This window comes from Arthrobacter sp. Leaf69, assembly GCF_001422645.1.
Classification (GTDB): domain Bacteria; phylum Actinomycetota; class Actinomycetes; order Actinomycetales; family Micrococcaceae; genus Arthrobacter.
Window position 1 is genome coordinate 570975 of record NZ_LMLR01000010.1, and the last position, 22691, is coordinate 593665.

The window sequence follows — 22691 nt, forward strand, 5'->3', positions numbered from 1 at the left end:
CCGCCGGGCCAGCCCCTGTCAGGCGAACCGTGCCAGTGGGTTCTGCAGCCGGCCGGCCATCTGCAGTCCGCCGGAGGGGTCGGCCAGGTCCAGCATCTGCTGGTTGTTGCGCAGCTGCAGCCGGTTGAGGCAGGACAGCGGAAAATCCGAGGCGAACAGCTCATGCCGGGCAAACTGCTCCGCGAGCTCGGGGTGCTCGCCCTGGTACTCCCGGAGGACGGCCGCGGCGGTCCGCCAGAATTCCTCACCGCTGAGCGTGCCGTCTTCCTCCAGCAGCGCGCTGAGGAACCGGAAGATGCAGTCGAAGACGTCGGTGAAAATCGCCAGGACCTTCTCCTCGTCGGGGATCTCGGCCTTGATCCTGGCGACGTCGTCGGGCAGCTCCAGCCGGTCACCCATCACCACGATCTCCTCAGCGATGTCCTTCATGACGGCGCTGACCGGCACGCCATCCTCGAGAATCAGGATGACGTTTTCGCCGTGCGGCATAAACGCCAGCTCGTAGGCATAGAGGCAGTGGACCAGCGGGACGAGATACGCCTCGAAATACCGGCGCAGCCACGCCGTGGGCGCCAGCCCGGAACGCTCGATCAGCGCGGACACCATGGGCCTTCCCGCGGCGTCGACGTGGAGCAGGGACGCCATGGTGGCCAGTTGCTGCCCGTCCTCCAGGAGCGGCACGGGGCTTTCCCGCCACAGCGCGGACAGCATCTTCCGGTACGGTGAACCCTTCGCCGACGCGGCCTCGTAGTGGCCGTTGTGATAGCCGATGGCGGCCACCTCGCGGATGAGCGTCAGCCGGCGCTTCTGCAGGGCGGCGTCGCCGAGGATCAGGTCGCGGAGCCAGTCGTTGATGGCCGGGGTGGCCTTCATGTACTGCGGCGACAGCCCCCTCATGAACCCCATGTTCAGCACGGACATGGCCGTCTTGACGTAGCACTTCTCCGGCGACACCGTGTTGAAGAACGTCCTGATGGACTGCTGGGCCTGGTAGCTGTCCGCTCCTATCCCCAGATGGACGATGCGCTCCTGCGCTATTTCGGCCGCAAACGTCACCGTCAGCTTGTTGTCCCACTGCCACGGGTGGACCGGCATCAGGAAATAGTCCGCCGGGTCCAGGGCCCGGGCGCCCAGCTCTTCGTCGAAGTACGCGACGGCGGACGCCCCCAGTTCGGCGTCGAGGTGGTTCCGGTAACTGAGGCCCTCGGCGGACGTGAAGGTGGCCTGGTTCCGGTGCACCGCGATCCACTCGAGCTGCACGGGGGCACCGGTCTCCGGGGCGAAGGAGCGGTAGTCCGCGATGCCGAAGCCCAGCCGGCCGTTGTTGGCCACAAAACAGGGGTGGCCTTCGGTCATGCTCCGTTCGATGGTTTGGAAATCGATGGCGGCATCCGCCCCGCCGGTCACCCCGGCTGCCAGTTCAGCGGAGGAGGGCTGGCCCATCCACTGCTTGTAGGCGTGGCTGGAGAGCGTGCTGCTGATTTCCTCGAGGTAGACCGGGAGCATCTCCTCGCGGATCCCCAGGGTGTCCCGGAACTCGGTAATGAATCGCAGGGCATCGAGCTCCGCCTCCCCTTGGGGACATGCCCATTCTTCGGCCGCTGGCGCGGGCATGTCGGGATATGCCCGCGCCTCGAGGCGGCGGATGGACATGTCCACGATGGACCAGTGGTCGAGCTCCAGTTTCCGGGCCGAAAACCGGTACTCCACCGAGCCGTCGTCGCTGGTGACGCGGTAGCGGGCGGGCTCCGCGGCAACGGGACCGGGCCCCAGGAGTTCCGGCGTGAGGATCCGTTCATGCGAGAACTCGGCAAGGGCCTTGCGGACCACGTGCCGGTTGGCGACGGCCCAGCGTTCGGGGGTCAGGTGGACGGTTGCGTTGCCGGCCGTGAGGACGGATTCGAGTTCAGCGGTGGTCATAGCGGGGCTCCCTGGCGGATCGGGGATGAATGGAGGTTAACGCGGGCAGCGTGGAAGGCCTCCCGGGTACAGAAGCTGAGCAGCGCAGTCTTGCCGGGCAGGACCACCTCCCCGGCAGGCTGAAAGCCAAGCCGCGCGTTGAGGGCATGGATTTTGTGGTTCCGGGCGTCAGGCTCAACCACCACGCGCCCCACGCCCGGGTCGGCGAACAACCGGTCCAGCACCGCCTCCATCACCCGGGTGGTGAAGCCGGTCCGGACCGGCCCCTCCGGCGGGCCGACCAGCAGGTGCATCCCGATATCGCCGGACTGCGTGGCGTACACACCGGCCAGCGGCGACAGCGGCGGAAGGTACTCCTCCATCAGGAAGGCGGGGACGCCGCCGTCGAGCCCCATCAGCGCATGGTGGTGGCCGGTGGACTGGATCGTCGCGTACTCCTCCGCGACGTCCTGCACGGTGGCGGACTGCATCCCCCAAAAGGAGGCATAGGGCCGGGTGACCCAGCTGTGGAGGAGGGGTGCGTCGGTGTCCGGGTCGAAGCAGCGGAAGGTGAAACTCATGCGTTCACTCCTGCCGGCTCACGGTCAGCAGCCTTTCGGACGCCGCCCGGGAACCCGGCGGGCTCCCGCGTTCCGAACTGCTGGAACGCGATGCTTTGTTCCACCGGGTAGACCTCGCGGCCGGTGATGTCTCGCAGGATGCAGGAATTGCGGTAGGCGGCCATGCCCAGATCGGGCGTCACGAACCCGTGGGTGTGCAGCTCGGCGTTCTGGACGAAGATCTCGCCGGGTTCGACGCCGGTGCTGTAGTTGCGGTCGACGGCGAACCTGCCGAGGCTGTCCCGGGCGATGCGGTCCTGCACGCCGGCAAGGAACTCCGGCTCCCGGTAGCCGTACCCGGTGGCGAGCACCACGGCGTCGGTCTCCAGCGAGTAGTCGGTGTCCTGCTCCTCGTGCCGCAGCTGCAGGGTGTGGGAGCCGGTTGCCGGGTTCCAGGACGCGCCGGTGAGCGCCGAGTGCGTCAGCAGCCGGGTCTCCACGATGCCCGGGAGGCTCTTGGCATACAGGAGGTCGTAGATGGCGTCGATGAGCTCGGAGTTGATGCCCTTGTAGAGGCTCTTCTGGCTCTTGACCAGGCCGTCGCGCCGTTCCTGCGGGAGCGCGTGGAAGTAATCCACGTATTCGGGCGACGTCATTTCAAGGGTCAGTTTGGTGTACTCGAGCGGGAAGAACCGGCCCGAGCGGGTAACCCAGTTCAGCCGGTAGCCGTGGGCGTCGATCTCCTGCAGCAGCTCGTAGTAGATTTCGGCAGCGCTCTGGCCGCTGCCCACGATCGTGATGCTCCGCTGCTGCAGCAGTTCACTCTTCCGCGGCAGGTACTCGGCGTTGTGGAGGACCAGTCCGCCGGCGTCGACTATGCCGTCGCAGGCCGCCGGCACGTAGGGCGAGGTGCCGGTGCCCAGGACCAGCCGCCGGGCGTGCAGCACCTCCGGCCCGTCCGGGCCTTCCAGCGCCAGCCGGTACACGCCGTCGTCGTAACCGATCTCCCGGACGTCCGTGTCGAACCGGACGGAATCCAGCTGGCCCGCCACCCACTGGCAGTACTGGTTGTACTCGGCGCGCAGCGGATAGAAGTTCTCCCGGATGTAGAACCGGTACAGCCGTCCGGTCTGCTTGAGGAAGTTCAGGAACGAGTATGGCGACGTCGGGTCCGCCAGGGTGACCAGGTCGGCCATAAACGGAACCTGCAGGTGCGCGGGCTCCAGCATCATGCCCGGGTGCCAGTCGAAGGATTCCCGGCGTTCCAGGAAAACACCGTCCAGCCCGTCGACAGGTTCGCTCAGCGCGGCGAGGCCCAGGTTGAACGGCCCGACGCCGATCGCGGCGAAATCGTGGACGCGCCGGCTTGCGCTCTGGTTGCCTGCGTTCATGCCGACACCTCCGCGTCCTCGAGCAGCAATGCCCCGGTGGTCCGGAGCAGGTCAATGATGCTGCGGATGTCCTCCACGCGGGCCTCGGCGTTCAGCAGGGTGAACTTCAGGTAGTGCCGGCCCGCCACGGTGGTCCCCGCCACCACGGCCTCGCCCGAGGAGAAGACGGCGGAGCGGATGTCCTGGTTGAGGCGGTCCGCCGTGTCCTCGGCCAAGCGGCTCCCGTCCGGTTGCCGGGGGCGGTACCGGAACACGAGCGTGCTCAGTTGCGGCGCTGCGGCGAGCTCAAAGTCCGGATCCGAGGCCAGGACCTTAGCCACGCTCGACGCCAGGTCGATGGCCCCGTCGAAAAGCGCCCCGAGGGCATCGGCGCCCATGATCCGCAGCGTCAGCCAGAGCTTCAGGGCGTCAAAACGGCGGGTGGTCTGGATGCTTTTGTCCACCTGGTTGGGGCGGTCGACGGCGGAGACCGGGTTCAGGTAGTCGGCGTGGTAGGTCACGTGCCGGAGGGTCGCCGCGTCGCGGACCAGCAACGCGCTCGAGCTGACCGGCTGGAAGAAGGTCTTGTGGAAGTCTACGGTGACCGAATCCGCCCGGTGGATCCCGTCCAGCAGATGCCGGTGCCGCGCGGACACCATGAGCCCGCCGCCGTACGCCGCGTCCACGTGGAACCAGGCACCATGCTCACGGGCCGCCGCGGCCAGCTCGTCGAGGGGGTCGATCGCCCCGAAGTCGGTGGTGCCGGCCGTTGCCACCACCGCCATGGGCACGAGGCCTTCGTTGCGGGCGTGCGCCAGTTCCCCGCCCAGCGCCACGGGATCCATCCGGTGCTCCGGGCCGCAGGGCACGGACACGACGGCGTCGTACCCCAGTCCCAGCATGGACGCCGACTTCCGGATGCTGAAGTGGCTGTCCGCCGAGGTGAAGATGCGCAGCTTCTCCAGAAGGGAAGGCAGCCGGAGCCCGTCATTTTCCGGGTCGAGCTTCAGCCACTCCACGGCCTGGTTCCGTGCCAGCAGGAGGGCCTGGAAATTGGACTGGCTCCCGCCCGAGGTGAACACGCCGTCGGCGGAGCCGCCCAGCTGGAGCTGCCCGGCTGCCCATGAGATGAGCCTGCGTTCGATCATGGTGGCGCCCGCGCTCTGGTCCCAGGTGTCCATTGAAGAATTCACCGCGGACAGGACAGCCTCGGCGACGAGTGCCGGGATCACGACGGGACAGTTCAGATGCGCTGCGTACTTGGCGTCGTGGAAGTAGACAGCGTCCCGGAGGTAGACGCCCTCCAGCTCGTCAAGGGCAGCGGCGGTATCCGCCAGCGGGGTGCCCAGGTCCACGGCGTCTACGCGGCTCTTGAGCTCGGCGGGCGTGGCCCCGGTAAAGGGGCGGGTGCACTGCGAGACTTTGCCGGCCACCGCCGCGACACCCTCAAGAACCCGGGCCGTGTAGCCGCCCGCATTGCGGGCGTTGAAGAGGTGGGCGGTGGCATTGTGCAGCAGCTGTGCCGGTGAACCGGATCCGGTCTCGGTGCTGGGAGACAGGGGGTGAAAATCCGCGGGAATGACGGGCGCCACAGAAAGATCCTTTGTTTGACGTGAGTAGCATCGACTAAGCTAACCCTTACTTAGGCGAACCTTAACGTCAAACTTATGTGACTTAATTCCCGTCGGGGACGGCTAACGAGTGGAAAGGATGAGTGCCGCCTCCGGATTATGGCGGGCGCTACCGGTGGGCGTAGGTGAGGCAGTCAGCGTTGTCGACGCCTGGACCCACGTGCACCTCGGTCGCCTTGCACATCAGGTGGTCGTTATGGGCGCATTCGGAACGCTGGCAGGCACCGACGTCGGCCAGCACCTTGGGCAACCCGCCGTGAACGCCGATATCGATGAATGTGGCGCAGGAGGCGTGATCCTCGGCCCCGCCGACGGTGATGGCTGCGGCGTTGCAGTTGGAGTGGTCGTTAAAGGAGCAATTGGTCACACTGCAGTCGGCTACATGCGTCGTCATGGGATATTCCTCCGTGCTCCGGCCACCCGGGCTGGCGGCTCAGTGTGTCCACGGTAGGCCCGTCCACGGCAAACAAAAAGACCCAATTGTGTTACCTAATGCCGGCGAGCTCGACTAGCGCGCTACGCCATGGGCCTCCGGAACCGGGCGACGTACTTCCGCTGCCACGGGGTCTCGCTGGCGCCCCGGCGATAGTGTGCGCGCACGAAGGCCACGGCCTCCGCGGGCGGGACGCCGTCGAGGATGGCCAGGCAGGCCAGGGCGGTTCCGGTCCGCCCGCGGCCGCCCCAGCACGCGACCTCAACCCGCTCGGTCTCGGCTCGGCGCCACGCCTCCATAAGGGCGTCCAGGGTGTCGGCGTCGTCGGCCGGCAGGCCGAAATCCCGCCAGCGGACCCAGCGGGATTCCCAGGCCACCGGCGCCGGACGGTTTCCCAGCAGGTACAGGCCAAACACGGGCCGCGGGCCGGCCGGAATCGGCCTGATCAGCCCCCGGCCGCGGACAAGCCGGCCGGACGGGAGTTCAAGGACTCCCTCCTTGCCCGGCTCCCAGGTCTCCGTCATGATCCCGAGCGTAGTCCTTCCGTCGGCGACACGCACCGCACGCTCCCGTCCGGTACCCGAAGACCGGCCAAAAACCTCGGACACATCGGTGTCTTCCGGGCCCGGGCAGAAGTTACTGGGCGGGAACGCAGCCTAGTGGCCGGCGCCGAGCTTGCCGCCGAGGCGTTCGCGCATCAGGATGCTGGCGTCGTTGAGGCCGATGACCTTCACGTCTTTGCTGTGATGGTGGTATTTCTCGGTGATGGCGTCCAGCGCTGCGATGGTGGACGCGTCCCACAGGTGCGAGGCGTGCATGTCGATGACCACGTGCTCGGGATCCAAGGCGTATTCGAACTGGGTGTAGAGGTCGTTGGAGGACGCGAAGAACAGCTCTCCGTCCACGACGTAGGTAGCCGTTTCGTGGCCGCCGATGGTTTTGACGGTCCGTTCCACGGTGACGAAGTGGGCCACGCGGCGGGCGAACATCACCATGGCCACGAGTACGCCGACTCCGACTCCGATCGCGAGGTTGTGGGTAGCGACGGTGACGATGACGGTGGCCAGCATGACCGCGGTTTCGCTCTTGGGCATCATCTTCAGTGTCCGGGGGTGGATGCTGTGCCAGTCGAAGGTGGCGACGGAAACGAAGATCATCACGGCCACCAAGGCGGCCATGGGGATCAGGGACACAATGTCGCCGAGAACCACCACGAGAATGAGCAGGAAGACGCCGGCGAGGAACGTGGAGATGCGCGTCCGCGCGCCGGAAGCTTTGACGTTGATCATGGTCTGGCCGATCATCGCGCAGCCGCCCATGCCGCCGAAGAAGCCGGTGACGATGTTCGCGACGCCCTGCCCCCAGGCCTCGCGGGTCTTGGGTGAGCGGGTGTCCGTGATGTCGTCTACGAGCTTGGCGGTCATGAGGGATTCCAACAGCCCCACGAACGCCATGGCCAGCGCGAACGGGAAGATGACCTGCAGTGTTTCGAGCGTGAACGGCACGTTTGGCACGAACAGCGAGGGCAGCGAGTCCGGCAGCGCACCCTTGTCCCCCACCGTGGGGACCGCGACGGCGGCCAGGACGGTGACAAGGGTCAGGACCACGATCGCGACGAGCGGTGCGGGCACGGCCTTGGTGAGCCGGGGCAGGCCGAAGACGATCAGGAGGCCCGCCGCGGTGAGCGGATAGACCAGCCACGGCACGCCGATCAGCTCGGGGACCTGGGACAGAAAGATCAGGATGGCCAGGGCGTTGACGAAGCCCACCATCACTGAGCGGGGAATGAAGCGCATCAGCTTCGCCACGCCGGACAAGCCTAGGATGATCTGGAAGATGCCGGCCAGGATGACGGCGGCGACGAGGTAGTCCAGGCCGTGCGACTTCACCAGCGGGGCGATCACGAGGGCAACGGCGCCGGTGGCCGCCGAAATCATCGCGGGACGGCCGCCGACGAAGGCGATCGTCACCGCCATGGTGAAGGACGCGAACAGCCCGATCCGCGGGTCCACGCCGGCAATGATCGAAAACGCGATGGCCTCCGGGATGAGCGCCAGCGCGACGACGAGCCCGCCGAGGATCTCGGTTTTGAGCCGGCGCGGTGACCTCAGGGTCAACCGGACGGATTGCAGCTGTTCTGGAGCGAACACCGGAGGGTGTTCGGCTTTTGCGACGGCCATTGCTGGCTCCGTTCGTGGTCAAGAAGACGCGCGACGGCGGCTTCGTTCTGCTAATGATTGAGGGGCGCAGCGCCGCGCCGGCATGAGGGGGAATTAGTCTCTAAGGTCTCAACCCCACCACCCAAACCCTACCCTAACGTGATGGTAGGGTTTAAATCAGAACAGAACGGAGACCCTGATGACGGCTAAAACCGGCAGCACCAGCACCATGCACATCGGCGAATTGGCGGACAGGACCGGCCTGTCACTGCGGACCATCCGTCACTATGACGACGTCGGGCTACTGCCCGCGACGGCGCGCACCGACGGCGGCTTTCGCGTCTATTCAGAGGATGATTTCGAGCGTCTGATGGTTATCAAGCAGATGAAGCCGCTGGGGTTCTCACTGGAGGAAATGGCCGAGATCCTGGGTCTTCTTGCGAACGGACCGGGCGCGCCAGGATCTGCCGCGCGTCTCGCGGGAATCCTGGAACAGGCCGCACACCAGCGCGCCAAAATGGCCCGCAACCTCGCGCAGGCGGACGACTTCATCGCCATGCTAGGGCGCATCACCGCATAGGCACGCTCTACTGCCCGGTCAGCGGTACGCCAGCGAACTTCCTAAAATCGGACATATTCTCGGACCGGGCAGTCACGAACTGGCTTAGGTGTGGTCGCGATGGCACCATATTTGGATGCTTGAGGCAACCAAAACTTCGTCTGCCCCCGAGACCGGCGCGGTCCCGGCCAACCCAGCCCTCGCCGCCGAGGCGAAGATCGCCCGCATCGCGGTCACCATCTTCCCGCTGCTCGTCGTCGTCGCGGGCGTCGCGGGCTACCTGGTGCCGGGCGCTTTTAAGCACCTCGGTCCCAGCGTGCCGTACCTGCTGGGCATCATCATGTTCTGCATGGGCCTGACGCTGACGCCGCCCGACTTCGCCTCCGTGGCCAAGCGCCCCTGGGCCGTCGTTCTCGGTATTGTGGCGCACTACGTCATCATGCCCGGTGCCGACTGGATCATCGCCGTCGCATTGAATCTCCCACCGGAACTGGCCGTGGGGCTCATCCTCGTCGGCTGCGCGCCCTCGGGCACCGCGTCCAACGTGATGGCGTTCCTGGCCAAGGGCGACGTCGCACTTTCGGTCGCGATCGCCTCTGTGTCGACACTGATCGCCCCGGTGGTGACGCCGCTGCTGGTCCTGTTCCTGGCCGGGTCCTACCTGCAGATCGACGCCGGCGGCATGGTCCTGGACATCGTCAAGACGGTTCTCCTGCCGGTGATCGCCGGCCTGCTGGCACGCCTGTTCCTCAAGAAGCTCGTGGCCAAAGTACTGCCGGCCCTGCCCTGGGCGTCCGCCGTCGTTATCTCACTCATCGTCGCGATTGTGGTCGCCGGCAGCGCCAGCAAGATCGTCGCCGCCGGAGGGATCGTGTTCCTCGCTGTAGTGCTGCACAACGGCTTCGGCCTCGGCCTCGGGTACCTGGCCGGCAAGCTGGGGCGTCTGGATGACAAGGCACGCCGGGCGCTGGCCTTCGAGGTTGGCATGCAGAACTCGGGTCTGGCCGCCACACTGGCGACGGCGCATTTCAGCCCGCTGACCGCACTGCCCTCCGCGGTGTTCTCACTCTGGCACAACATCTCCGGCGCCGTCGTCGCGGCCTGGCTGGCGCGGCGCCCGCTGCGTGACGCTTAGCGGCTGTAACTCCACAGCGTCCCCCTGCGGGCCGCGGCTTCAGCCGGGCGGCCCGCAGGGGATACAGGTTTAGTACCCGGTGCTGCGTCCGCCGCTAAGGACGTCGGCGGTCCCGGACAGCCCCAGGCGGGTGGCGCCTGCCGCGATCATGGCCTGAGCGGCGGCCCAGTCCCGGATGCCCCCGGAGGCCTTGACGCCAAGCCGCGGACCCACCGTGCGTGCCATCAGCTCGACTGCGAGGACTGTGGCTCCGCCAGCCCCGTGGAAGCCCGTCGAGGTTTTGACGAAGTCGGCTCCGCTGCTTTCAGCGGCGTTACAGCACCGCACGATCTGCTCATCCGTCAGCGCCGCGGTCTCCAGGATGACCTTGAGCACGGTCGGCGCCGGCACGGCCTCGCGGACGGCGCTGATGTCCCGTTCGACGGCGTCGTAGTCACCGGCCCGGACCGCTCCGACGTCGATGACCATGTCGATCTCGTCGGCACCGTTGCGCACTGCCTCGCGGGCCTCCGCTGCCTTGACGCTGCTGTGGTGCTTGCCCGACGGGAAGCCGCAGACCGCCGTGATCCGGGTTCCCGTGCCAATGCCGGCCAGCGGCAGCATGGATGGCGAGACGCAGACCGACCAGGCCCCTAGGCGGGCGGCTTCGGCGGCTGCCTCCTCGGCCTCGGCCCGGGTTCCCGTGGACTGTAGGAAGGTGTGGTCCACGATCCCGGCCAGGCCGGCCGCATTCAGTTCAGTCATGATTCTCCTTGGGGGTAGGGGGCTACTTGCAGGTGGCCGTGTCGCCGATGCCGCGCAGGTAGGAGCAGAACTCGTCGACTCCGCTGCCGGTGACGAGCTTGCCCTGGAGCACCCGGGACTCTTCGACTTTTTCGCCGGCGGCAACGGCGTGGCCGATCTTGGCGACTTCCTGGCCGAGCGCGAACGGGGACTCGGCGTTCGTGGCGTACATCTCTCCGCTCTTCACTGCGGCGAGGGCATCACCGATTCCGTCGTTTCCGACGATCTTGATCGTGGCGAGCAGTCCCCGTGACTTGACGGCGGCCACCGCGCCGAGCGCCATTTCATCGTTGGCGCCGTAGATCCCGGTGATGCCCGGGTTGGCCTGGAGGATGTTGGTGGTGACATCGAGGGCCTTGCCCCGGTCGAAGTCTGCGGACTGCACGGCGACAACCTGCACGCCCGGGCATTCCTTCATTCCGGCTTTGAACCCTTCGGACCGGTCCCGTGCAACGCTGGTGCCGAGGAGGCCCTGCAGCTCAGCCACTTTGCCGGTACCGCCGACAGCGTCGCAGAGGGCTTTGGCGCCGTTCTTGCCCGCCTGGACGGCGTCATAGCCGATGAAGGCGGCCAGTTTGCCCTGATCGGGCACGCGGTCGAAGGCGACAACGGGGACGTTTGCCTGGTTGGCCTTGACGGTGATCGATCCGCCGGCTTCGCTCGAGGTCGGGTCAAGCAGCAGCACTCCGGGCTTCTTCACGAGCGCGGTGGTGGCCTGGTTCAGCGCGGCCGTGTCGTTGTTGTTGGCGTTCTGGACATCCAGGTTCACGCCGAGTTTCGCGGCCTGGTCCTTGGCGCCGTCGCCGACGGAGACGAAGAACGGGTTGTTGAGCGTCGAGATGACCAATGTGGCCGATTTCTGCTCGGCCCCCGCGCTTCCGTCGTCCGTGGAGCGTACGGCCGTGGTGACGCCTGCGCCGACCACCAGGAGGCCCGCCACGGAGATCATAGCGACCTTCGGAAGGAGGGGAGCCGGTGCGCCGGGGCCGGTTGCGGGCGCCGTCGTGGGCGTTGCCTCGGCGGGCCGCCCTGACCGGAAGATGCGCATCAGGACCCCGGAGTTCCGGTCCACAAACACGGCCAGCAGGATCACGGCGCCCTTGACGACGCTCTGCAGGAACGGGGAGACGTTGAGCAGGTTGAGCCCGTTGTCGATCATGGCCAGCAGGACCGCGCCGACCAGGGTGCCCAGAAGCGCTCCGCGGCCGCCGGCGAGGCTGGTCCCGCCGATGATCACGGCTGCGATGGCAGCGAGCTCCAGGCCGGTACCGGCGGTGGGCTGTGCCGTGCCGAGACGTGCGGTAAGGATGAACCCGGCGGTCGCGGCGAGGACGCCCGAAATCATGAAGGCCAGGATCTTGACCCGGTCGGTGCTGATGCCGGCGAGCCGCGCGGCGTCGGCGTTGTCGCCCGTGGCGTAGAGCTCGCGGCCGTACCGTGTGCGGGCCAGGATGTAGCCGAACAGCACACCGAGGACCAGCATGATCCAGATCGGGGTGGGAATGCCGAGCAGGTTGCCCTGACCCAGCGCCAGGAACGCCTCGTTGGTCACCTTCACGGGGTTGCCCTGGGAGAACTGCAGCGTCAGTCCGGCGAAGATGGACATTGTTGCCAGCGTGGCGATGAACGAAGGCATTTTGGCTTTGGTGACCAGCACACCGTTGATCAAGCCCGCCAGCGCGCCGACCGCGAGGCCTGCGGCGAGCCCGGCCACCACACCGTATTGGCTGATCACGCTGGCGGTGGTGATTGCGCTGAAGCCGAGGACCGCTCCGACGGACAGATCGATCTCGGCGAGGATGATCACGTATGTCTGCCCCGCAGCGATCAGGGCGACGACGGCGGCCGTGAGCAGGACGTTGAGCATGTTGGACGGCTGCAGGAACAGCGGTGTGGCGAAGACAAGCGCTATGGCCACGAAGGCCAGCATCCACACCGCGCGCAGCTGGTCACTGAAGAGGGATATTTTTTTCATCGGGATACGGTCTCCATTGCGTGTTCCAGGACGGACTGCTGGGTCAGGGCGCCGGAGGTCAGCTCAGCGTTGATGCTGCCTCCGCGCATGACCAGCACCCGGTCCGACATTTCGACTAGTTCGGGCAGGTCAGACGAGACAAGGACGACGGCGACGCCCTGGGCGGCGACGTCGTTGATGATGGAGTAAATCTCCGCCTTCGCGCCCACATCGACGCCGCGCGTGGGTTCCTCCATCAGCAGGATCGCGGGGTTGCTCAGCAGGCAGCGGGCCAGGAGGACCTTCTGCTGGTTGCCGCCGGAGAGTGTCCCGACGGCGTCGTCAATGCTGTTGCATTTGACGCTGAGCCGGGTGGAGATCTCCTGGCACCGGTCCCGCTCGCGTTTCAGGGTCACAATCCCGTTCCGGGTGATGGCGCCAAGGGTGGCCAGGGATTCGTTGTGCGAGATGGGCTGCGCTAGCGTGAGGCCCTCCGCCTGGCGGTCCGGGGTCAGGTAGGCCACGCCGGCGGTGATGGCGTGCCGGGGCGACTTCAGTGTCAGCGGCTTGCCGTCGATGCTGACGGAGCCGGCCGCGTTGTCCAGTCCGAACAGCGCGCGCAGGACCTCGCCCTTACCGCTGCCCATCACGCCGCCGATCCCGAGGACTTCTCCGGCCCGGACCTGGAAGGAAACCCCGTTGACGACGGCCGATTCCAGGTTCCGGACATCCAGCCGGACCCGGTCCGTGGCGTGGTGTTCCTTGGGGTAGAAGTTCTCCACCTCTCCGCCCACCATGGCGGACACGACGGCGGCTTCGGTCAGTTCGGCGGCGGTTCCCGTCTTCGATACGCGGCCATCGCGCATCACGACAATGCGGTCGGACAGTGCGAAGACTTCGGGGAGCCGGTGGCTGATGTAGATCACGGCGACGCCGGCCGCCTGGATCTTGCGCACTTGGGCGAACAGGAGCTCCGATTCGCGGTCGTCAAGGGCGGCTGTCGGCTCGTCGAGGATGAGCAGCTTGACCGAGTGGTTGAGGCAGCGGGCCAGCTGCACGAGCTGCTGCTGGCCGAAGCTGAGTTTCCCCACCGGAAGTCGGGTGTCGAGGTCAATCCCCACCTGGCTCAGGAGCTCGGCGGCGCGGGCATGCATCTTGTCCTTGTTGACGAACAACCTGCCGAACTCGCCGGTGCCGTCATGGGCAAAGATGTTCGAGGCAACGTCCAGCTGCGGGAACAGGTTGTTCTTCAGTTCCTGGTAGATGACCTGGATGCCTGCGCCCATGGCGTCCTGCGGTCCGCTGAACTTCCGCGGCACGCCGTCGATGGTGATCTCACCGGAATCGGGCTGGTAGGCCCCGGCGATGATGCGGGTCAGGGTGGATTTTCCGGCCCCGTTTTCGCCTACGAGGGACACGATCTCGCCGGGTTCGATGCTGAGGTCGACACCGCGGAGCACCCGGTTGGGGCCGAAGGACTTGGTGATGCCGCTGAGGGTGACTGTCATGTCAGTACACCACCCCGGCCACGAGGATCACGTTGGCGTAGGGGGTGAATTCGCCGGAGCGGACGGCGGCCCGGGAGTTCCTGGTCCGCTGTTTGAATTCCGTGTGCGGGACCAGCTCCAGCGGGATGCCGTGGCTGCCCAGCCGGTCCTTGAGGGCCTCAAGGAGTTCCGGGCTGTGCTCGGCGATCTCCGACGCCGCGATGGCGCCTTCCGCCTCGACTTCGGCCAGGACGACGTCCAGGCACTCCAGGAACCGGGGGACGTTAGCTGTCAGGGCAAGGTCGATCCGTTCCACGCCGGCCGGGATCGGCAGGCCGGCGTCGGTCACGACAAGTTCGTCGGTATGGCCCAGTTCCGAGATGACCCGGGCGAGGGATGCGTTGAGGGTACCGCTGTTTTTGCGCATAGTTGCTCCACTGCGTTGTAGAGGGATGGGGTGGTGGGTGGCTCTTCCGGCTAGCGGGCCGTGGCGGCCTGCCCGGCGAGGAACGCGTCAATGGCTTCACGCTGCGGGAGGCTGGGGCTGGCCCCGGCAACGGTGACAGCCAGCGCGCCGCCCGCCATGGCGCGGCGCAGGGACTCGTCCCAGTCCAAACCTTCGGCCAGCGCGCTGCCAAGCACGCCGGCAAAGGCATCGCCGGCGGCCGTGGTATCCACCGCGGTGACACGGAAGGGTTCCTGGAGGGTCTCGGTTGTGCTGTCTGCGGACGTCCGCTCAACGACGACGGCGCCGGCGCCGGCCAGGGTGACGACGGCACGCTGCACGCCGCGGTCGGTGAACCAGCGGCCCGCCGCGGTGGCTGATTCGTGATCTGTTACCTCGATTCCGGTGATGAGGCGCGCTTCGGTCTCGTTCGGGGTGACGATGTCCACGTGGGGCCAGAAGTCCTCGTCAAGGGCCGACGCCGGCGCCGGGGCGGGGTCCAGAATGACGGTGATGCCGCGGGCTTTGCACGCGCGTGCTGCCTCCAGCGCCGATTCGTGCGGGATCTCCAGCTGGATCAGGGCGACCTCGGCAGGACGTGCGGACTGGTCCAGGGATTCCCTGATGTGGCCCGGGCTCAGGTGGGAGTTGGCGAGCGGGATCATCACGATGTCGTTTTCCGCCGAAGCGTCCACCCGGATGTGGGCGATTCCGGTGGGGCCTTCAGTGCGCATCACGCGTGAGGTGTCGATGTTCTCTTCGGCCAGGGTCCCCAGGACCAGTTCGCTGAAGCCGTCATTGCCCACGCTTCCGATCAGGGATACCTGGCTCCCGGCGCGTGCCGCCGCCAGCGCTTGGTTGGCGCCCTTACCGCCGAGGACCATGGTGAAGGCGTTTCCGAGGACGGTTTCCCCCGGCTGCGGGAGGCGGTCGCTGAAACTGGTCAGGTCGCAGGTGATGCTGCCGATCACCAGTACATTCCCGTTTCCGGGCGCAGTTGTTGTCATGGGATTCCTTAGTGATGTGGTCAGGTGGGAGCGTTAGTTGGAGGCGGGAGCGGAGCAGGACTGCCGGATGGTCAGGCTGACCGGGAGGACTTTGTGCTCCAGCGGGGGCTGGTCGGGACTGCCGAAATGTTCAATCCGCTCGAGCAGCAGGTCCGCGGCGGCGTGGCCCTCGGCGATGGCGGGCCGCGAAATCACGGTGACAGGCGCCGGGAGCAGTTCCGCCAGGTCGAAGTCGTCAAAACAAAGGAAGGAGAGCTGCCCGGGGATTGACACGCCGGCGGCGTGCAGGGAGAGCAAGGCACCCTGGGCCATGGTGTTGTTGCCCACGAACAGTGCCGTGATTCCGGTGGGATTATCGATCAGCTCCTGGGCTGCGCGGCGGCCGAAATCACGGCTGAATTCGCCGATCTTGACGGCTTCGGCCGGGACCTGGATGCCGGCGTCGGCCAAAGTCTGCAGGAAGACCTGGTGGCGAACCCGTCCGGGGACGGTGTCCTGGCGGCCGCTGATGATGCCGAAGCTGCGGTGCCCCAGGGACAGGAGATAGTCTGCGGCGGCTTTGGCCCCGCTGGCGTTGTCGACGTGGACCAGGTCGAAGCCCGGCTCATCCCCCACGGTCCGGTCGATCAGCACTACCGGCTTGTTGAGGTCCGCCAGCATCCTGCGGGTGCGGTCGCCTTCTTCGGCCGGCACAATCGCCACGGCGTCGACGGCGTCGATGAGGTTGCCCAGGAGTTCCGATTCCGCGCTGAACTGCTCATCGCTGCTGGCCACGACGATGCGGAATCCCTGCGTCATGGCCCGTTCCTCGATGCCGCGGACAAGGGCGGCGAAGTACGGGTTGGAGATGTCGGGGACAATCACGGCAATGCTGTGATGCTTGCCCAGGCGCAGCCCGCGGGCACTGGCGTTGGGCCGGTAGCCGAGATCCGTGATGGCCTGCCGGATCGCCTCGGCACTGCGGACGTTTTCCCCGGCGAGCATGCGTGAGACGCTGGCGATCGACACGCCGGCAAGTTTTGCCACGTCATGGATGTTTGCCACGGATGCCCTCTCCTTTGAGTCGGCCGGGTCTGCTGGTCCGGCCCTTCTTGGCCGGGATGAGGCGCCGGTTGTGAACCCAATCACTCCGGCATTCGACAACTGTAAACGTTTTCAGTTGGATGTACAAGAGCTGGTTTGACCAGCTGTTTTGCCGGAGCGGCGTTCAGGAATCCCCGGACCCAAGTCCTGGGGGCGTGCCTGGGATGTCGCGTACGGAGACCTTCAGCCGGGCGATCAGCCGGGCCACGGCCCGCTCGGCGAGGGCATCCGCCGTCGTGCTGGTTCCGGTCGGCAGCACGTCGACGCCGGCCGGCGGCGGGGTGTCCGAGACGACCAGCTGGGCCACGCCGCGGTCCACGAGTTCCATCATGGCGCCGATGTCGGCGGCGGTGCGCTCGGCCGGGCGGGAGCCGAGGATGACGCCGTCGGCGCCGCCGGAGAGCATAAACGGACGCCAGCTGTCGCCGAGCAGGATGACCGGCTGGTAGCCGTGCCGGGGCAGGATCCGGGCCGCGGCCGTGGCAAGCTCCCGGTCCCGGGAATCGTCCAGATCGGTGATGGCCACAGCGACGACGTCGGTGCGGCCGCGCCGCATCCCGCGGGCGGCCCCGTTGGGCACATAGCCGAGTTCGTGGGCCGCGGCATGGACACGGTCCTGCGTGGGTTGGCTGATCCGGGTGTTTCCGCCGGGGCGGCCGGACAGCACGTAGGACACGGTGGTCAGGGACACGCCTGCCGCCTCCGCAACGTCGCGGATGGTGGGCTTGGATCCGTGGCGCACTGATGACTCCCGGGTACTTCTCCGCCGCAGCTTGGCGGCGGCCTTGAGGCTGGCTTCTCCTTGAACTGTAGCGGGAAATCACGCGCCAGGGTCACGAGGAGGACTTTCCGCCGGCTGCATTGTTAAGGGTTATGTACTCCTCTGGGCGGCCACCGCGCGAAAGGCGTAGCGTTCAGAGATGGCTGAGGACAGATACACCACCGAGAGGGACGGCTTCGGGCGGCTCCTGGCAGACCGTGAAGTCTGGCGGCAGGCGGCCACCATCCCGGCGGCCGGCGAGCTCACCGCACGCTGGCTGGAAGGCCGCAGCGAGTACCAGCCGGGGACCTTCACGCCCGGTTTCGACGCCGAAACCCGGGCCATCGCCGGCAGGCTCGCGGAGCTGGGCCGGAACGGGCTCTTCACCAAGGAATCGCAGCCCGGTGTGCTCTCGGAGGGACACGCGCAGCGTGCCTACGTGACAGGTTTCTGCAGTGCGGAGTCGGCGTCGGCGCTCCTGGAGCTGTCCGGCTGGACTGACCTGGTGACCGTGGCGCATGCTCCCGGAGAAGCCAGCCAGGCCTCCATCCCTGTGACCCTGCGGGACGGCGCCGTGGCCACGGTCCTCGGCAGCAGTGAAGGCCCGGTCAGCGACGAACAGCTCCGGGACTGGACCGAGGAGGCCAACGAAACCCTCGCCCTGCTTCTGGCCGAGTCCTGGTACGTGGAGGTCTTCGATCCGGTCTGGGGCCGGGACGGGGTCCTCCTGCCCGCAGTCCTCAATGCGCTGACGGGCGCAGAATCAGGCGGCCAAGGCTAATCCCAGCCGATGCTGGCGGCCTCGTCCAGGGTGCGTGCCTCGAAATGCTCCAGCATCTCGTGCATGCCCTCCAAGCTCTGCTTGAACATCTCGGACGCCCGCCACACTTCAGCCTGTTCCAGGGATTCCCACGGGCCGGTGCTGATGAACCGGTTCCGGACGTCGTGGTCATGCATCAGCACGGCCTTCGCGTGCGGGAAGTCTTCCTGGGTCTTGCGGGCCAGGTCCCGCCATGCCTGCACGAAATCATTCTCACGGCCGGGGTGCACCAACCAGATTCCCAGCGTATAAACCGACACGTCGATCGCCTCCAAAGTCTGCACGGGGTGGATACCCCTGATTATCGGCCCGTCCGCCGGCTTGCGGGTAGGGCCGATTTACCCGAGGGCGGCCCACCTGGCGGTTTCAAGAAGCCGGTGCGCCGGGCGCCAAGGATTTGTAGGCTGATGCCATGACTGAGACGCAGCAGAAGGCCGACCTCACCTGGTCCTACGGCACCCGGGCCCCCGAGCGGTTCTGTTCCCAGCTCATCGATTCGACCGAGGGGTACCGGATCGCCGTGCTCACCCTGATGGCCTGAGGACAGATGCCGGAATCCCGCGACGCCCCCCCTGCCTACATCCTGCGCGGCGCCCTCCTCACCGACGGTGCCCGTGCCGCGGACTCCGTTGTGGTGGTGACGGGCGGCCGCATCGCCTACGCGGGACCCGGCAGCCGCTACGATCGCGCGCAGTTTCCCGCCACCGAGGAGCTCCCGCTGCCGCCCGGCAGCTCACTGCTGCCCGGGCTTGTCGACCTCCACTGCCATGGTGCGGCCGGCGGCGGATTCCCGACGGGAGACGACAAAACGTGCCGGGAGGCAGCGGACTTCCTGCACCGCCAAGGGACCACCACACTGCTGGCCAGCCTCGTCACCGCCTCGGCCGACGAACTGCTGCGGTCCCTCGGCGTCCTCAAAGTCCTTGCCGCCGAGGGTCTCATCGCCGGAGTCCATGCCGAAGGCCCTTTCCTCTCCCACGCCCGCTGCGGCGCGCAGAATCCGCGCTGGCTCCGGGACCCGGATCCGGGCCTCCTCCGGGAGATGCTGGCGGCCGCCGGCGGTGCGCTGAAAACGATGACCTACGCACCCGAGCTTCCGGGCGCCGGCGAGCTGGTCCGGATACTCACCGAGCACGGTGTCACGCCCTCGCTGGGCCACACCGACGCCGATGCGCGGACGGCGGCGGCCTCACTGACCGAGGCCGCAGCGTTCGTGGGCAGCGCGGCGCAGGCAGGGGCTTTCGGGCCGCAGGCCCGGCCGACGGTGACCCACTTGTTCAATGGCATGCCGCCGCTGCATCACCGCAGCCCGGGGCCGGCCGCGGCCTGCCTGCGGCTGGCTGCCACGGGGACGGTTGCCGTCGAGCTCATCGCCGACGGCGTCCACCTCGACCCGGAGACGGTCCGGATGGTGTTCGACCTGGTCGGCGCCGGAAACATCGCGCTGGTGACGGACTCCATGGCGGCAACCGGACTGCCCGACGGCGACTACGATCTGGGCCCCTCCGACGTGGTGGTGCACGACGGCGTGGCCACTTTGAGAAGTAACGGCGCCCTGGCCGGGGGAACGGCGACCCTGCTGGAGGTTGTCCGCACCACGATCGCTGCCGGCGTGAGCCCGGCCGACGCCGTCCTGGCGGCAACCCTGGTCCCGGCCCGTGTCCTGGGCCTCGAAACCGAAATCGGAAGCCTCCGGCCCGGAATGCGCGCCGACCTTATCGCCGTCGACCCGGGCTTCGAGCTGGTGACGGTCCTGCGCGGCGGGCGGATTCTGGACTCCCCCGCCTGAGACCGGCGCGGCCTCCCGGGCTGGCTGGCTACGCGCCGGGCTGGCTGGGCGCCGCCGTCGTGCGTTCCCGCCCGGTTGCCGGGCGAAGCGGCCGCCTACGCCCCGACACGCCGGTCCTCCGGCGTGTCGGGGCGAAGCAACCGGGCAGGAGCGCACCGGATCATCAGGGAACCGGCCGGCTCAGGCGGGAACCTTGTCCGCCAGGCCGGAGCGGGCCGCGCGGACGGCCGGCACGCCGTCGCCGTCCTGGCCGTACAGCCAGTCGTTGTACTGGAAGTCGTTGTCCTTCCGGCTCTTGAAGAGCAGGTTGCGCAGCGTCCGGGCCAGTCCGGCGACGTGCCAGGATTCGCCCCAGACACGGGCGGTGCGCTGGACCCGTGCGGTGCGGCCGGCACGGTTGTTGTTGAACTCCTTGATCGCAGCGTCCCAGGCTTCCGGGTGCACGCCGTCGGCGGTGAAGACGGTGCCGTTGCTGACATCCTGCAGCGCTGCGGCGTCCTCGAGCGCCTGGCAGGCGCCCTGGGCGAGGTACTGGAGCATCGGGTGCGCGGCGTCGCCCATCAGCACCATCCGGCCGGCGACCCAGTTTTCGATCGGGTCGCGGTCGTACATGGGCCAGCGGATCCCCGTGGCCAGGTTCTTGAGCGCTTCCTGAACGGCCGGGACGCAGTCCTTGTACGCCGCCTCGAGCTCGTCCACTCCGCCGTACTGCTCCTCGCCGCGCTCGAACGAGGGGCTCTTGAAGACGGCAACGGTGTTCAGCAGCTCGCCCTTGCGCAACGGATACTGCACCAGGTGGCAGTCCGGGCCGAGGTAGACAATGACGTCCTCGAGGTCAGCCTTGGGGGTGTCCTCGGTGATCGGCACGGTGCCACGGTAGGCGACGTAGGCCGAGGAGACGGGCTCATCGCTGGCCACGAGCGGACGCAGGGTGGACTTGAGTCCGTCGGCGCCGATCACGACGTCGGCCTCGTAGTCCACACCGGCCGCGGTGTGGGCGACGCCGCGGCCGTTCACGGTTTCCACACTCTCCACCATGACGTCGTTGACCAGCTTGACGCCCGCCGCCTCGCAGCCTTCGAGCAGGACCCGGTGCAGGTCGCTGCGGTGGATCACGACATACGGTGCGCCGTAGCGGTCCGCGAACTCCCCGTTGAGGGTCTGGCGCGTCAGCTCCTCGCCCGAGACGGCGTCGCGGAAGACCAGGTGCTTGGGCTGGACGCCGATTTCCAGTGCCTTTTCCAGCAGGCCCCAGCGCTTCAGGACGCGGGAGGCGTTGGGGGCCATCTGCAGCCCGGCGCCGACCTCGCCGAATTCGGGGGCCCGTTCCACGAGGGTGACGTTGGCGCCGTTCTCCCGCAGCGCGAGGGCCCCGGCCAGTCCGGCCATTCCCCCTCCGATGACGAGGACATCGGTGGACTCTGCACCGGTGGACTGGACGTGCTCAGACATTGCTTGCTCCTGTTGTTGAGAGGGAGGGGGAAATTGAAGATTTGGATTTGAGTTTGAGGCCGACGGCGGCGAGGAGGACCGCGGCGATGGCGGCTGCCCCGGCGAAGGCGAGAAAATTGGAATTGACGCCCAGCCCGGCGGCCAGCAACAGGCCGCCCACCTGGGGTGCGGCGACGGCGCCGATGCGGCCCGTCCCCAGCGCCCATCCCAGCGCGGTTCCCCGCAGGTGTCCGGGATAGTGGCTCGCGACGGCGGCGATGATGAGGCACTGCGTGCCGTGGGTTCCGACGCCGGCCAGGACCAGCATGAGGTACACGACCGTGACTGACGGTCCGGTGACCAGGACCATCAGCGCGACGGCGGCGACGGCGGCCGCGGCGATCGCGGTCGGCACCGGGCCGAACCGGGTCCCGGCCCAGGCCGTGATGACCGAGCCGGCCACCGCACCCAGGTTGAGGGCGAGGGCGAAGGTCAGGGCGGAGCCCAGGTTGTAACCGGCCAGCTGCATGAGGTTCGGCAGCCAGGTGCCCAGCCCGTACCAGGCGAAGAGGGTGGCGATCGTCGCCAGGGCGAACAGCATGCTGACCCCCAGGTACGGGGCGCGGAGCAGGGAGGAGAAGCCGGACGGCTCCTTGATGGTGTTGGCCTTGCCGCCCGCCTTGCGGGCGGCCTTGTCTGCTGCACTGACCGGCGCCAGCGTCTCCGGGAGGTATTTCAGGCCAAGCGGCACCACGATCACCAGGGCCAGGCCCGCCACCAGGAACATCGACTGCCAGCCGAAGGCCGGGATCAGCTGGATGCCGACGAGGGCGGCGATGGACCCGCCGATCGGGACGCCGGACATCATCAGGGTGGCGATGGTGGACCGCCATTTGGTGGGGACCAGTTCGGCAACAAGGGCGTTCGCGGAGGGCACCAGTCCGCCAAGCCCGATGCCGGCGAGGAGCCGCAGGGAGCCGAAGACGGCGGCGTTGGGTGCGAAGGCGCAGAGGACGGTGAAGACCGAGAAGATAACAGCACAGCCCAGGATGGTCCGGCGGCGGCCCCACGAGTCGGCCATGCGGCCGGCAAAGATCGCCCCGATCATCATCCCGAGGAAAGCCATGGATCCGATGGTTCCGGCGGTGGCCTTGTTCAGGCCCCAGCCGGTTTCCGAGATCAGCGAGGACTGGACGGTGCCGTAGACGATGAGGTCGTAGCCGTCGAAGACCACCAGCAGCCAGCAGACAAGCACGGCAGCTGCCGAGCCTTTGGAGAACCGCGATGCAGACCCATCAGCGGTGGTGGGGGCGGAGGCCCCCGGCGATGACCGGTGCGGCGCCGCAGCGGGAGGTGTGTGATTCATGCCACTAACTGTCCTAGCCG

22 protein-coding genes are annotated in these 22691 nt (G+C 67.4%); 5 read left to right on the forward strand and 17 right to left on the reverse strand.

Translation table 11 applies throughout. The annotated features are described in order from the left end of the window. Window positions 1-18: 18 nt before the first annotated feature. From ASE96_RS07940 to ASE96_RS07970, 7 genes are all read right to left on the reverse strand, one after another. A complete protein-coding gene (locus ASE96_RS07940; protein ID WP_056428391.1) occupies window positions 19-1920 on the reverse strand; it encodes an IucA/IucC family protein in 1902 nt (633 codons plus the stop codon). Then, entirely contained in the window at window positions 1917-2480 is a 564-nt protein-coding gene (locus tag ASE96_RS07945; protein WP_056428394.1) for a GNAT family N-acetyltransferase, read from the reverse strand. The genes ASE96_RS07940 and ASE96_RS07945 overlap by 4 nt, the downstream gene beginning before the upstream one ends. Further along, window positions 2477-3850: a lysine N(6)-hydroxylase/L-ornithine N(5)-oxygenase family protein gene (locus ASE96_RS07950; RefSeq protein ID WP_056428396.1), complete on the reverse strand. Its 1374-nt coding sequence runs from the start codon at window positions 3848-3850 to the stop codon at window positions 2477-2479. The genes ASE96_RS07945 and ASE96_RS07950 overlap by 4 nt, the downstream gene beginning before the upstream one ends. Then, on the reverse strand, window positions 3847-5421 hold the full coding sequence (locus ASE96_RS07955) for a pyridoxal phosphate-dependent decarboxylase family protein (RefSeq protein ID WP_442853886.1): 1575 nt from the start codon (window positions 5419-5421) through the stop codon (window positions 3847-3849). The genes ASE96_RS07950 and ASE96_RS07955 overlap by 4 nt, the downstream gene beginning before the upstream one ends. Before the next feature lie 148 nt (window positions 5422-5569). Then, on the reverse strand, window positions 5570-5854 hold the full coding sequence (locus ASE96_RS07960) for a DUF1540 domain-containing protein (RefSeq protein ID WP_056428399.1): 285 nt from the start codon (window positions 5852-5854) through the stop codon (window positions 5570-5572). Window positions 5855-5976: 122 nt separating this feature from the next. Then, the gene (locus ASE96_RS07965; protein WP_056428402.1) at window positions 5977-6417 is read right to left on the reverse strand and encodes a protein-tyrosine phosphatase family protein; all 441 of its coding nucleotides are present in this window, start codon (window positions 6415-6417) and stop codon (window positions 5977-5979) included. 132 nt (window positions 6418-6549) lie between these two features. Then, window positions 6550-8073 carry a SulP family inorganic anion transporter gene (locus tag ASE96_RS07970; RefSeq protein ID WP_056428405.1) on the reverse strand — a complete coding sequence of 508 codons (1524 nt, stop codon included), beginning with the start codon at window positions 8071-8073 and terminating at the stop codon, window positions 6550-6552. A gap of 178 nt (window positions 8074-8251) precedes the next feature. Between ASE96_RS07970 and ASE96_RS07975 the strand changes: the two genes are divergently transcribed. Both ASE96_RS07975 and ASE96_RS07980 read left to right on the forward strand, forming a co-directional pair. Then, complete coding sequence (locus ASE96_RS07975; protein ID WP_056428408.1) at window positions 8252-8632, forward strand: helix-turn-helix domain-containing protein; 381 nt, start codon at window positions 8252-8254, stop codon at window positions 8630-8632. A gap of 115 nt (window positions 8633-8747) precedes the next feature. Further along, window positions 8748-9746 carry a bile acid:sodium symporter family protein gene (locus ASE96_RS07980; protein WP_056428412.1) on the forward strand — a complete coding sequence of 333 codons (999 nt, stop codon included), beginning with the start codon at window positions 8748-8750 and terminating at the stop codon, window positions 9744-9746. Window positions 9747-9815: 69 nt separating this feature from the next. Here ASE96_RS07980 and deoC read toward each other — a convergent pair whose 3' ends face one another. From deoC to ASE96_RS08015, 7 genes are all read right to left on the reverse strand, one after another. Continuing rightward, a complete protein-coding gene (gene deoC / locus ASE96_RS07985) occupies window positions 9816-10490 on the reverse strand; it encodes a deoxyribose-phosphate aldolase (protein ID WP_056428415.1) in 675 nt (224 codons plus the stop codon). Window positions 10491-10512: 22 nt separating this feature from the next. Further along, a complete protein-coding gene (locus ASE96_RS07990) occupies window positions 10513-12504 on the reverse strand; it encodes an ABC transporter permease/substrate-binding protein (protein ID WP_056428417.1) in 1992 nt (663 codons plus the stop codon). Then, on the reverse strand, window positions 12501-13991 hold the full coding sequence (locus ASE96_RS07995; RefSeq protein WP_056428421.1) for a sugar ABC transporter ATP-binding protein: 1491 nt from the start codon (window positions 13989-13991) through the stop codon (window positions 12501-12503). Before ASE96_RS07995 ends, ASE96_RS07990 begins: the two co-directional genes overlap by 4 nt. A 1-nt stretch (window position 13992) precedes the next feature. After that, window positions 13993-14397 (reverse strand): D-ribose pyranase, encoded by a 405-nt coding sequence (gene rbsD / locus ASE96_RS08000; RefSeq protein WP_056428425.1) that lies wholly within the window; start codon window positions 14395-14397, stop codon window positions 13993-13995. Between the two features lie 50 nt (window positions 14398-14447). Continuing rightward, complete coding sequence (locus ASE96_RS08005) at window positions 14448-15422, reverse strand: ribokinase (protein ID WP_056428427.1); 975 nt, start codon at window positions 15420-15422, stop codon at window positions 14448-14450. 33 nt (window positions 15423-15455) lie between these two features. Beyond that, window positions 15456-16466, reverse strand: coding sequence for a LacI family DNA-binding transcriptional regulator (locus tag ASE96_RS08010; RefSeq protein ID WP_056428430.1), 1011 nt, complete (start codon window positions 16464-16466; stop codon window positions 15456-15458). 163 nt (window positions 16467-16629) lie between these two features. Continuing rightward, window positions 16630-17247, reverse strand: coding sequence for a LacI family DNA-binding transcriptional regulator (locus tag ASE96_RS08015; RefSeq protein ID WP_056428434.1), 618 nt, complete (start codon window positions 17245-17247; stop codon window positions 16630-16632). Window positions 17248-17425: 178 nt separating this feature from the next. On the opposite strand from ASE96_RS08015, the gene ASE96_RS08020 reads away from it, so the two are divergent. Beyond that, window positions 17426-18046: a DUF6919 domain-containing protein gene (locus tag ASE96_RS08020; protein WP_056428437.1), complete on the forward strand. Its 621-nt coding sequence runs from the start codon at window positions 17426-17428 to the stop codon at window positions 18044-18046. On the opposite strand, the gene ASE96_RS08025 is transcribed toward ASE96_RS08020, so the two are convergent. Next, complete coding sequence (locus ASE96_RS08025; RefSeq protein WP_235500166.1) at window positions 18043-18369, reverse strand: antibiotic biosynthesis monooxygenase family protein; 327 nt, start codon at window positions 18367-18369, stop codon at window positions 18043-18045. The two genes, ASE96_RS08020 and ASE96_RS08025, sit on opposite strands and share 4 nt — an antisense overlap. A gap of 128 nt (window positions 18370-18497) precedes the next feature. On the opposite strand from ASE96_RS08025, the gene ASE96_RS19710 reads away from it, so the two are divergent. Continuing rightward, window positions 18498-18626, forward strand: coding sequence for a hypothetical protein (locus tag ASE96_RS19710; protein WP_268753747.1), 129 nt, complete (start codon window positions 18498-18500; stop codon window positions 18624-18626). Between the two features lie 6 nt (window positions 18627-18632). Further along, window positions 18633-19874 carry an N-acetylglucosamine-6-phosphate deacetylase gene (gene nagA / locus ASE96_RS08030; RefSeq protein WP_056428439.1) on the forward strand — a complete coding sequence of 414 codons (1242 nt, stop codon included), beginning with the start codon at window positions 18633-18635 and terminating at the stop codon, window positions 19872-19874. Between the two features lie 180 nt (window positions 19875-20054). Here the strand turns inward: nagA and ASE96_RS08035 are convergent, their stop codons facing one another. Together ASE96_RS08035 and ASE96_RS08040 are read right to left on the reverse strand one after the other, a co-directional pair. Next, the gene (locus ASE96_RS08035; RefSeq protein WP_056428441.1) at window positions 20055-21326 is read right to left on the reverse strand and encodes an FAD-dependent oxidoreductase; all 1272 of its coding nucleotides are present in this window, start codon (window positions 21324-21326) and stop codon (window positions 20055-20057) included. Continuing rightward, window positions 21319-22671, reverse strand: coding sequence for an MFS transporter (locus ASE96_RS08040; RefSeq protein WP_056428444.1), 1353 nt, complete (start codon window positions 22669-22671; stop codon window positions 21319-21321). The genes ASE96_RS08035 and ASE96_RS08040 overlap by 8 nt, the downstream gene beginning before the upstream one ends. Window positions 22672-22691 lie beyond the last annotated feature (20 nt).